Raw genomic sequence first — 11,757 nt, forward strand, 5'->3', positions numbered from 1 at the left:
AAAGCGCGGACCGCGGGGGTCCCCAAAACAGTTAGGCGAGATCCTCGACCGAAGGAGACTCGTTGCGAGACAGGTTGATTCCGAGGTTGGCCGCAGCGCGTTCCAAGTCCTCGTCGTCGCTGTCGCGCATCTCGATGGCGTGGCCCTCAGAGGACAGCACCTCGACGTTCAGGCAGAGCGACTGCAGCTCCTTGAGCAACACCTTGAACGACTCCGGGATACCGGGCTCGGGGATGTTCTCGCCCTTGACGATCGCCTCGTAGACCTTGACCCGGCCGACGGTGTCGTCGGACTTGATGGTCAAGAGCTCCTGCAGCGTGTACGCCGCGCCGTAGGCCTGCATGGCCCAGCACTCCATCTCGCCGAACCGCTGGCCACCGAACTGCGCCTTACCACCGAGCGGCTGCTGGGTGATCATCGAGTACGGGCCGGTGGAACGGGCGTGAATCTTGTCGTCCACCAAGTGGTGCAGCTTCAGGATGTACATGTAGCCGACCGTCACCGGGTACGGGAACGGTTCGCCACTGCGTCCGTCGAACAACTGCGACTTGCCGTCGGCGTTGACCATCACGTCACCGTCGCGGTTGGGCAGCGTCACACCGAGCAGACCCTGCAGCTCGTTCTCGCGCGCGCCGTCGAAGACGGGCGTGGAGACGATGCTGTTGGGCTCCGACGACAGCAGCTCGTCGGGCAGGTTCTCCGCCCAATCCGGCAGTGCGTCGGTGCCGTCGGCGACCTGGATGTTCCAGCCGGCCTTGGCCACCCAGCCCAGGTGCGTCTCGAGGATCTGGCCGATGTTCATCCGTCGCGGCACACCGTGCGTGTTCAGGATGATGTCCACCGGCGTGCCGTCCGGCATGAACGGCATGTCCTCGATCGGCAGGATCTTGCCGATGACGCCCTTGTTGCCGTGGCGTCCGGCGAGCTTGTCACCGTCGGAGATCTTGCGCTTCTGGGCCACGTAGACGCGGACCAACTCGTTGACGCCGGCGGGCAGCTCGTCGTCCTCCTCGCGGGAGAACATCCGAACGCCGATGACCTTGCCGGACTCGCCGTGCGGCACCTTGAGCGACGTGTCGCGGACCTCGCGGGCCTTCTCACCGAAGATGGCACGCAGCAGGCGCTCCTCCGGGGTCAGCTCGGTCTCGCCCTTCGGCGTGACCTTGCCGACCAGGATGTCGCCGTCGCGGACCTCGGCGCCGATGCGGACGATGCCACGCTCGTCGAGATCGGCCAGCACCTCGTCGGAGACGTTCGGGATGTCCCGGGTGATCTCCTCGGCGCCCAGCTTGGTGTCGCGGGCGTCGATTTCGTGCTCTTCGATGTGAATCGAGGTGAGCACGTCCTCTTCGACCAGACGCTGGGACAGGATGATCGCGTCCTCGTAGTTGTGACCCTCCCACGGCATGATCGCGACGAGCAGGTTCTTGCCCAGCGCCATCTCACCGTTCTCGGTGCACGGACCGTCGGCGATGACCTGACCGGCCTCCACCCGCTGGCCGCTGTCCACGATCGGACGCTGGTTGGCGCACGTGCCGTGGTTGGAGCGGGCGAACTTGCGCATCCGGTAGGTGTGCCGGGTGCCGTCGTCGGCCATCACGGTGATGTAGTCGGCGGACACCTCTTCGATGACGCCTGCCTTGCTCGCGATGACGACGTCACCGGCGTCGATCGCGGCACGGAGTTCCATGCCGGTACCGACCAGGGGGGCCTCGCTACGCACCAGCGGAACCGCCTGGCGCTGCATGTTGGCACCCATGAGGGCACGGTTGGCGTCGTCGTGCTCGAGGAACGGGATCATGGCCGTGGCCACCGACACCATCTGGCGCGGCGAGACGTCCATGTAGTCCACGTCCATCGGGGAGACGTTCTCGACCTCGCCACCCTTACGGCGGACGAGGATCTTCTCCTCGGTGAATCGGCTGTTCGCGTCGATCGGCGAGTTGGCCTGCGCCACGACGTGGCGGTCCTCCTCGTCGGCGGTGAGGTGGTGGATCTCGTCGGTGACGACACCCTCGACGACCTTGCGGTACGGCGTCTCGATGAAGCCGAACGGGTTGACCCGCGCGTACACCGACAGCGAGCCGATCAGGCCGATATTCGGGCCTTCCGGGGTCTCGATCGGGCACATGCGGCCGTAGTGGCTGGAGTGGACGTCACGGACTTCGAGGCCGGCGCGCTCACGGGACAGACCGCCGGGGCCCAGCGCCGACAGGCGACGCTTGTGGGTCAGACCCGAGAGCGGGTTGTTCTGGTCCATGAACTGCGACAGCTGGCTGGTGCCGAAGAACTCCTTGATCGCCGCCACGACGGGACGGATGTTGATCAGGGTCTGCGGCGTGATCGCCTCGACGTCCTGGGTGGTCATGCGCTCACGCACGACGCGCTCCATACGCGAGAGGCCGACGCGGATCTGGTTCTGAATCAACTCGCCGACGGTACGCAGACGACGGTTGCCGAAGTGGTCGATGTCGTCGACCTCGACGGGGACCTCGACGCCTCCGGGAGCCGTCATGACCGTCTGGCCCTCGTGCAAACGCACCAGGTACTCGATGGTCGCGACGATGTCCTCTTCGTTCAGCGTCGAGGACGTGATCGGCTGGCCCACGTTCAGGCCGAGCTTCTTGTTGACCTTGTAGCGGCCCACGCGAGCCAGGTCGTAGCGCTTCTCCTTGAAGAACAGGTTCTCCAGCAGGGTCTGCGCGGACTCCTTGGTGGGGGGCTCGCCCGGGCGCAGCTTCCGGTAGATGTCGAGCAGTGCCTCGTCGGGACCGGCGGTGCTGTCCTTCTCGAGGGTGGACATCATGATCTCGGAGAAGCCGAAGCGCTCGGTGATCTTCTCGCTGGTCCAGCCGAGGGCCTTCAGCAGCACGGTGACCGGCTGACGGCGCTTGCGGTCGATGCGCACGCCGACGGTGGCGCGCTTGTCGACGTCGAACTCCAACCAGGCGCCGCGACCGGGGATGACCTTGACGCTCGTCAGGTCGTTCTCGGTGGCCTTGTCCTTGGACTTGTCGAAGTAGACGCCCGGCGAGCGGACGAGCTGGGACACGACGACACGCTCGGTGCCGTTGATGATGAAGGTGCCCTTCTCGGTCATCATGGGGAAGTCGCCCATGAAGACGGTCTGGCTCTTGATCTCGCCGGTGGTGTTGTTGATGAACTCCGCGGTGACGAACAGCGGCGCCGCGTAGGTCTGGTCCTTCTCCTTGCAGTCGTCGACGGGTGCCTTGACCTCGTCGAAGCGCGGATCGGAGAAGCTCAGCGACAGCGTGCCGGCGAAGTCCTCGATCGGCGACAACTCCGTGAGCACCTCTTCGAGGCCACCGACGGGGCTGGGCTCACCGCGTTCGAGAGCCTTCTCGCGCCAGCCGTCGGAACCGATCAGCCACTCGAAGGAATCTGTCTGCACGTCGAGCAGACCGGGAACTTCGAGGGGTTCGCGCAGTTTGGCGAACGAGACTCGGTTAGGTGCTCCAGGAACGGAATTGTTGGGGTTTTCTACTGACTTGCTCTGGCGAGAGACTGCCAAGATGCATCCTTCCAGCACCGGATGCGACGATCGGGAACCGGCCGGAACCGGACCCTTTGCCGCGTTATCTGCATTAGGTTCGGCTGGCGTTCTCAAGCCTGATCTCGGCCCCCACGGCACACGCCTAGTTCACTGAGCAGAGCTCAGGCTAGGACCACGGTGTCAAGGACGGGCGAGGGGTGGGCAGGATGCAGCCAGCGCAACGTCCAACAATAGCGCAGACCGGCGCATTCCTCAACCACGGCATGCGGCGGCGGAGCGCTCACGAGATCGGCGCTGGCTGGCGTCCTCTACCCGTGCACACATGCTGCCCAACAGATTGGCCCGTTTTCGCGTTTCCGTCAAGACTTCACACGCGGTTTGGGGAAGGAAAACTGGCCGGTAACCGCTAGACGGTGACCAGGTTGGACGCCGCGGCGGGTTGGCGGGTCGGGAAGATCCAGCGCTTGACGCCCTTCACCGACGCCCGGCCCAGCAGCTCTTGGTACAGCGCGTCGGGGACCGTACGAGTGCGGCTGAGCAGGAACCCCGTGAGCCCGTTCGCATCGCTGACCACGGCCCAGCTGTAGTCGGGGGCCAGATCGACGATCCAGTAGTTGCCGGGCTCGCTGGCCGACGGCGGCCCGAAGAACGTCACGTTCAACCTGTTGTTGTCGGCGTTCAGCGGCACCGCCGTACCGAAGATGCGGGACTCCGGCCCGTTGTTGAAGAAGTAGTTGCCGGAGTTCTCGACGCCGATCGTTCCGTCGCCGTTGTCGGTGTACACGGCGGTGGTGTTCACCAGCCCGATCGAGAAGAACTGTCGCACGCTGCCCACCTCGTACCAGGTGCCCAGGTACTTCTCGACGTCGACGACCGGTGGCGGTCCGAGCACGACCCCGGCGGCCTGCCCGAAGACGATGTAGTCGTCCGGATCGCCGTAGGTCCCGTAGACACCGTCGGTCGGCCCGAGGCCGGCATACATGTCGTTGATCCAGCCGTTGGCCAGCGTGTACACGGCCTCCGTGTTGCCCGGAGGGGACCGCTTGATCACCAGCTGGCTGACGAAGTCGATGATCGCCGATCCGCCGATCAGCGAATCGACGTGCGAGCCGTCGACCAGAACGTCGCCGACGAACTGATTCGGCCGCAGCGCCACCAGGTCAGTCGTGGTCTGGCCGTTGGCATTCCATGCCTGCGGCGGCGCGGCGATCTGATACACCGGGATCTCCAGTGCGTCCAAGCTGGCCAACGCGCTCGCGAAGGTGCCGTTCGACGAGACGCCGTCATACATGACGACCCCGAGGAGATCGTTGGTCGCGGCCGAGACGGCGTCGACGTAGAACCCACCCGCAGCCGTGGCCAGCCCGCCGCCCGCCGAGTGCCCGGTCAGAACGAACTTGTCCGGCAGCACGCCGTGGTAGCCGGCGGCCAAGGCGCTGGCGGTCAACGACGTCCGACTCGGATCGATGAACAATGCGGCCACGCCCTGCTGCATCGGGACTGCGCTGAGAGTGCAACCGGCGCAGGTGAAGAAGCCGAAGGACGGGATGTTGGGCACCACCACGACGCTGTTGGTGCGCTGTGCCAGGTCCGCCGCGAGGGCCGAGTACCAGAAGTTGGACCCGAGGAAGCCGTGCTGCAGCAGCACCACACCCTGCGCCCGCACCGTGCCGTCGGCCTGGGTCGGGAAGTACCAGTCGGCCGCGCCGGTATAGGTGGACGTGCCGACCGGGATCGCCAGGCTCGAACTGCCGACCTTGACGCCGGTCACCCCGTTGATCAACGACGTGCCGGGCACCGGATCAGCCGGCACACCCACCACGTTGGCCGGCACCGGCGGGAGGGGCGGCAACAAGCCGAACGGCGACAGCAGGCTGATCAAGATGGTGGCGATCGGGCCCGGGGTGGGGCGCACGATTCCCGGCGCGGTGAAGGTGTTGGCCGTGGGGGCCAGGCTGCTGGCCGCGGCGAACGGGATGGCCTCGACGACGGGCTCGGGCGCTACCGCGACCGCGGCCTGCGGCTCGACGATCGGAGCAGCCTCGGCTGGCGGCGTGGATGCCTTGGGCGTGGGGTCGACGGTCTTCTCGACCTCTTGGGCGGCCACCGGTTCGGTCGCGACGGCCTCCGTCTGCGCCGCCGGCTCCGAGTGCTTGGTCGACGTCACCGCGGCCGGCTGGACCTGCTCGACGGGTTCGGCCGTCTCGGTCTCGTCCCGGCGGACCGTCACGGTGGAGGCGCTCACGGTGCTGGTCGGCTTGTCGACGCTCGTCGCGCCGGCACCCGAATCATGGTTGTTGTCAACGTCTTTGGTGCCAACTGGGGCGTCGTCGGTGGCAGTCTGCGAAGTCTGGGACGACTCGGTCGTCGACGGCCCCGGTCCGGCGTCGGGGGTGTCCGACTCGGCGGCGGCGAGCCCGCTCCCGGCCCCGAGCGCGATGCCTGCTCCCGCGACCATGATCCACAACGCGCGCAGCATCTTCTTCGACGTCACCGCCGGACTGTAACCGGCCGCACCGACGAGGCGGCACATTACTGTCGCCAACGTCAGAAATACGACATCAAGTCTTGGCGACCTTGCGTCCGGCGACGGTCTGCGACGCCGCCGATACGTTCCTGGTCACGTCGATCAGACCGGCCGCCCGCATCGCGTCGGTGATCTCGTCGACGTCGAACAGCCGAAGCGGCGCCAGTCGCGACGCCGCCAACTCGGCCCGGCGTAGCGGCGCGGGCCCGCGGGCGCACGTCGTGAGGACGGCGATCCGGCCGCCGGGCTTCAACACGCGGACCATCTCGCGCAGCGATCCGAACGGATCGGCCATGAGATACAGCGCCCCGTAACAACTGATCGCGTCGAACGTGGCGTCGGCGAACGGTAGGTCGACGGCGTCCCCGCGGACGTATCCAACGGGGCTGCCGGGCGTGGTCTCGCGCACGGCCTGCGCCAGCATGGTCGGCGAACTGTCCACCCCGACCGTGAGGCCGTCCGGCCCGACTTGTTCGACGAGCGTGCGGGTGGTGTTCCCCGGACCGCAGGCGACGTCGAGCACGGTGTCCCCTGGACCAACGTCGAGCAACCGCAGCCTGCGTTGGTCCTCCTGGGCCGTGTTGCGCGCCGTGAAACCCCAGAACAGCACGGGGCGCCAGACCCGTTCGTAGATCTTCGGTAGCACGGTCGAACCCATGACTCGCTGACCGGTGGTCTGCGGGACGCGGGCGTCACCCATGACGTCGAAGTACCCGTCCACGACCGTGGCAGGACGGTTGAGCAGAGCGCGCGTTCGCCGGTCGGCTGGACCGGGCAGCGTCACTCCTTGACGAGCGGGATGGACGCCGTCGGGGCTTCTTCTTCGGCAGCATTGCGATGCCGTGCGGTGGCGTCGTCATTGCCGTTGGTGTTGGCCATGCTGGACGTCTTGTGCTGGTTGTGGCCGTCGAGGTCCTTGCGGATGGCGTCCTGCGCGGCCGGCGGCAGGGTGTGCATGATCTCGCGGACCCTGGCCTGGCGACGCTCCACGGCCTTGCGTTCCGGCATCCCGGGGGTCGCGTTGACCTGCGGCGGAACACCTTCGATCTCCTCGGTGCCACCGTCGTGGTGGCCGGCGTCGATCAACGCCTGCTCCTCGGCCATCGTCGACTCGTCCTTTTCCTCGGACATGCCGATGGGGCCGATGCGGCGACCATTGAGGAACTGCTTGACCACCGGCTCGTCAGAGGTCAGGAGCACCTCGCGCGGACCGAACATCACCAGGTGCTTGCGGAACAGCATGCCCATGTTGTCGGGCACCGTGCGGGCGATGTTGATGTTGTGCGTGACGATGAGGATGGTGCAGTCGATCTGGGCGTTGATGTCGATCAGCAGCTGCGAGAGGTACGCCGTACGGACGGGGTCAAGACCGGAGTCGGGCTCGTCGCAGAGGATGATCTGCGGGTCCAGCACCAGCGAGCGGGCCAGCCCGGCGCGCTTGCGCATACCGCCGGAGATCTCGCCGGGGAACTTGGTCTCGTCACCGGTCAGGCCGACCAAATCGAGCTTCTCCATCACGATCTGACGGATCTCGGATTCCTTCTTCTTCGTGTGCTCACGAAGCGGGAACGCCGTGTTGTCGTACAGGCTCATCGACCCGAAGAGCGCGCCGTCCTGGAACATCACGCCGAACAGGGTGCGGATCTCGTAGAGCTCCTTGGCCGAGCACTCGATGATGTTGGTGCCGTCGACGATGATCTTGCCGCGCTCGGGACGCAGGAGACCGATCAGCGATTTCAGGAACACCGACTTACCGGTACCCGACGGGCCCAGCAGCACGCTCACCTCACCGTGTGGGATGTCGAATGTGACGTCTTCCCAAATTCGCTGGGGCCCGAAGGACTTCGTCAGTCCCTCAACCTGAATGCCAATGCCCACGCGCGATCCTTCCGCCAGTGCTTTTGCACGCCAAACAAGCAGACCCGCCTGTGGCTTGAGTCACTGTAGCGCACTAGATATGGGCCCTCTTCTCTTTGGGGCATGTGCGTGCGCAATAAACCTGTTTGCTCGACTCGCCCTTGGGCGCTCGGTCCAGATACGAAAGAGCCCCCGGGAGATCCCGGGGGCTCTTCGCGTGCGAACTCTTACTTGACGGTGACCTTGGCGCCGGCGGCCTCGAGCTTGGCCTTGGCATCCTCGGCGGCGTCCTTGTTGACCTTCTCGAGCAGCGGCTTGGGGGCGCTGTCGACGAGATCCTTGGCCTCCTTGAGGCCCAGGCCCGAGACGATCTCACGGACGACCTTGATGACGCCGATCTTCTTCTCGCCGGCACCTTCGAGGATGACGTCGAATTCCGACTGCTCCTCGGCGGCCTCGGCGGGAGCAGCGGCACCCGGAGCGGCGGCCGCGGCGACCGGGGCTGCCGCGGTGACGTCGAAGGTCTCCTCGAACGCCTTGACGAACTCCGAGAGCTCCAACAGGGTCAGTTCCTTGAACGCGTCGAGCAGGTCTTCAGTGCTCAGCTTGGCCATGATGTGGTCCTTCCTTACTTCTTGCTTGGGTCTTTGGTGGTGGTGATCAGGCGTCGGCCGGGGCCTCGGCCACGGCGTCCGTCGGTGCTTCTACTTCTGGTTCTGCATCTGCGGCGTCGGCTGCCGGAGCGGCGGGAGCGCCTTCGGCGGCCTCCCGCTTCTCCTGCAGTGCGAAGACGAGGCGGGCGACCTGCGCTGCCGGGGCGGCGAACAGCGCCGCAGCCTGGCTGGTCTTGGCCTTCATCGCACCGGCCAGCTTGGCCAGCAGCACCTCGCGCGACTCGAGGTCCGCGATGCGGTTGACCTCGTCCACGGACAGCGCCTTGCCGTCCATGTAGCCGCCCTTGATGATGAGGGCCTTGTTGTCCTTGGCGAACGTCTTGATTGCCTTGGCGGCATCGACGGGCTCACCCTTGATGAACGCGATGGCGGTCGGACCGGTGAACAGTTCGTCGAGACCCGTCACACCTGCCTCGGACGCGGCACGCTTCACCAGGGTGTTCTTGGCGACCGAGTAGGTCGCGGAGCCTCCGAGGGACTTGCGCAGATCCGCAAGGTTGGCCACGGTGAGCCCGCGATACTCGGTGACGACCGTGGCGGTCGACTCCTTGAACTGCTCGGCGATGTCGGCAACGGCGGTGGCCTTTTCAGCTTTGGCCATGCATGCCTCCTATCTAGGAATGGGTCCGTCGGTCGACCCCAGATACGACGAACGCCCCGGCGCAGAGCGGCCGGGGCGTGAAGATCCACTGGCGCATGCCAGCGGTAGTGCCTCGTCCTCCTGCGTGGGCCGCCCGGGATGTCCGGGACCTTCAACCGATTACTCGGTGACCGACGGTCTTCGGTGGAACGTCCCAAGAATAGCGTGCGCGCCGCCGATCAGCCAAAACAGACGCCGTCACGCGCCCCTGGCGACGTCTGAGGCGAGGATGACATCGACGCGTCCCTGGGAGTATGCCGGGGCCGCCGTGAGCTCAGCAACTCACAGCTGATCCGCAGACGGGCATGCCGGCGTCCCCCCGAGCGTCAACTTCTCGGCTTCCGTCGCAGGTGATCGTAATAAGTTCGCCGTTGCGGTTGGGGTTGGCGCCTGCCACTATGAGGAAACTGATTGGGGGATCGGCAAACACATGAGCAGTTCCAGGGGGCGTCGTCGCGACGCGGACGCAGTGGTTCGTCGTACATCTCAGCACTGTCCGGAGCTGCAGAAGCTCATCGAAGCCCAGGCCACGCTCGATCACGCTCGCCAGCACGCCAAGTGGAAGCGCGAGTGCAAGAACCTGCAGTCGGCCTCGCATGCCGTGCAGGTGGCGGCCCTGGCCGCACACGACGCCGGGATCGGGTGGGCCGAGATCGGTGACGTCCTCGGCATCGAACGCGCGATGCCGCAACCCGCGACTCCGACCGTCGCGCTCGAGCCGATTCCTCTGCCCACGCCGGAGCCCACCCCCGCGCTCGACATCCCGCGGAACCGGACGCAGAACGTCGTGACGGCCACCCTTCACCACTTCCCCGAGAACAGGCAGTGGGTCGCCGGCTAGTTCGGCGACGTCACCAGCCACGCCGCGGCATCAGCGGGAAGGTGCGTCTCGGTACCCGACTCCGACGCCAGGATCACCCGCGCCCCGGAAGGTAGGGCCGCGGGCGCCTCGCCCGTGTTGACCCAGCACTGTGAGTCTCCACGTCGGAACGCGACCACCTCCGGCGCGGTCGCGATCCACTCCACGTCGCCGGCGTCCACCCACCGCGTCGGGCGCTCCGCGAGCGCCGCCCGGTAGAGGTTGAGCGTCGAGTCCGGGTCACCATCCTGCGCCTCGGCGGTATGCGAGGACCAGTGCGGCGGCTGCGGCAGCCACGTGTCCACAGCGGCATCGGGTGAGAACCCGTACGGCGCCACGACATTCGACCACGGGAGCGGAACCCGGCAGCCGTCGCGGCCTACGTCGGTGTAACCGGACTGCACCCAGATCGGGTCCTGACGCACCTCGTCCGGAAGATCCTCGACCTCCTCGAGGCCGAGCTCCTCGCCCTGGTAGACGTACGCCGTTCCGGGGAGCGCCAATTGAATGAGCGCCGCCGCCCTGGCCCGGCGGCGGCCCACCTGGTAGTCGGCGGACTCCTCGTCCCACCGCGCCCGCTCCCAGTCGGTCTCGACGAGATGGTCGGGCTGCGAGCGGGAGTAGCGGGTGACGGTCCTGGTGACATCGTGGTTCGACAACACCCACGTCGGCGGAGCTCCAACGGTCGCGGCGACGGTGATGGCGTCGTCGACGACCTGGTGCAGCACGTCCGCCCGCCACGGTGCCCGAAGGAAGTCGAACTGGAACGCGGTGTGCAACTCGTCGGGACGCAGGTATCGGGCCAGTCGATCATTGCTGGGCACCCACGCCTCGGCGATGAAGATGCGTTCTGGTGCATAACGATTCGCGACTGCGCGCCATCCGCGGTAGATCTCGTGCACGCCGTCCTGGTCCCACGCGGGGTGCGCGGCGGTCTGCTGGACCAGCGTCGGCGCGGCGTCGTCTCCGGTGCCGCCGTCCGGCAATCCCTCGGCCTTCACCAACCCGTGCGCGACGTCGATGCGGAAGCCGTCGACGCCCTTGTCGAACCAGAACGCCAGCACGTCCTCGAATTCGGCACGGACGTCGGGGTTGTCCCAATTGAAGTCCGGCTGGCCGGGAGCGAACAGATGCAGGTACCACTGACCGTCGGCGACCCTGGTCCAGGCAGGCCCGCCGAAGACGCTCTGCCAGTCGTTCGGCGGCTGCGCGCCGTCCGTCCCACGGCCGGAACGGAAGTTGTAGCGGTCGCGTGCGCCCGGCTCGTCCGCCAGCGCCGCGATGAACCAGGCGTGATGGTCGGAGCTGTGATTGGGCACGATGTCGAGGATCACGTGGAGGCCCGCCTCGTGCGCTTCGGCGATCAGCCGGTCGGCCTCGGGCAGCGTGCCGTAGACCGGTTCGATGTCCCGGTAGTCCGAGACGTCGTATCCGGCGTCGGCCATCGGCGACGGGTACCAGGGATTGATCCAGATGGCGTCGACGCCAAGGCGGGCCAGGTACGGCAGCCGGTCGCGCAGGCCGGCCACGTCGCCGACGCCGTCACCGTTGCCGTCGGCGAAGCTGCGGATGTAGACCTGGTAGACGACGGCGGTCTGCCACCAGGAATCGACGGGCGCCACGGCTCTCCTCGGATCGGTTCATCACGTTTGGGGACACAGACTTCCCATGCGGGCGCAGTGCTGT

At 66.6% G+C, this 11,757-nt stretch carries 8 protein-coding genes; 1 reads left to right on the forward strand and 7 read right to left on the reverse strand.

The annotated features are described in order from the left end of the window. Positions 1-31: 31 nt before the first annotated feature. The 6 genes from rpoB to rplJ form a co-directional block, all read right to left on the reverse strand. Complete coding sequence (rpoB, locus tag QUE68_RS23720) at positions 32-3,550, reverse strand: DNA-directed RNA polymerase subunit beta (RefSeq protein ID WP_284228727.1); 3,519 nt, start codon at positions 3,548-3,550, stop codon at positions 32-34. A 370-nt stretch (positions 3,551-3,920) separates the two neighbouring features. Next, on the reverse strand, positions 3,921-6,008 hold the full coding sequence (locus tag QUE68_RS23725; RefSeq protein ID WP_284228728.1) for an alpha/beta fold hydrolase: 2,088 nt from the start codon (positions 6,006-6,008) through the stop codon (positions 3,921-3,923). Positions 6,009-6,075: 67 nt separating this feature from the next. Further along, positions 6,076-6,825: a methyltransferase domain-containing protein gene (locus QUE68_RS23730; protein ID WP_284228729.1), complete on the reverse strand. Its 750-nt coding sequence runs from the start codon at positions 6,823-6,825 to the stop codon at positions 6,076-6,078. Then, complete coding sequence (locus QUE68_RS23735) at positions 6,822-7,919, reverse strand: ABC transporter ATP-binding protein (RefSeq protein WP_284228730.1); 1,098 nt, start codon at positions 7,917-7,919, stop codon at positions 6,822-6,824. The genes QUE68_RS23730 and QUE68_RS23735 overlap by 4 nt, the downstream gene beginning before the upstream one ends. 206 nt (positions 7,920-8,125) lie before the next feature. Next, complete coding sequence (rplL, locus tag QUE68_RS23740; protein ID WP_284228731.1) at positions 8,126-8,512, reverse strand: 50S ribosomal protein L7/L12; 387 nt, start codon at positions 8,510-8,512, stop codon at positions 8,126-8,128. 46 nt (positions 8,513-8,558) lie between these two features. After that, positions 8,559-9,173: a 50S ribosomal protein L10 gene (rplJ, locus tag QUE68_RS23745; protein WP_284228732.1), complete on the reverse strand. Its 615-nt coding sequence runs from the start codon at positions 9,171-9,173 to the stop codon at positions 8,559-8,561. Between the two features lie 469 nt (positions 9,174-9,642). Between rplJ and QUE68_RS23750 the strand changes: the two genes are divergently transcribed. Next, positions 9,643-10,053, forward strand: a complete 411-nt coding sequence (locus QUE68_RS23750; protein WP_284228733.1) for a hypothetical protein — start codon at positions 9,643-9,645, stop codon at positions 10,051-10,053. On the opposite strand, the gene QUE68_RS23755 is transcribed toward QUE68_RS23750, so the two are convergent. Beyond that, positions 10,050-11,693, reverse strand: coding sequence for a glycoside hydrolase family 13 protein (locus QUE68_RS23755; protein ID WP_284228734.1), 1,644 nt, complete (start codon positions 11,691-11,693; stop codon positions 10,050-10,052). The two genes, QUE68_RS23750 and QUE68_RS23755, sit on opposite strands and share 4 nt — an antisense overlap. Positions 11,694-11,757 lie beyond the last annotated feature (64 nt).

The organism is Mycolicibacterium sp. TUM20985, assembly GCF_030295745.1.
Lineage (GTDB): Bacteria > Actinomycetota > Actinomycetes > Mycobacteriales > Mycobacteriaceae > Mycobacterium.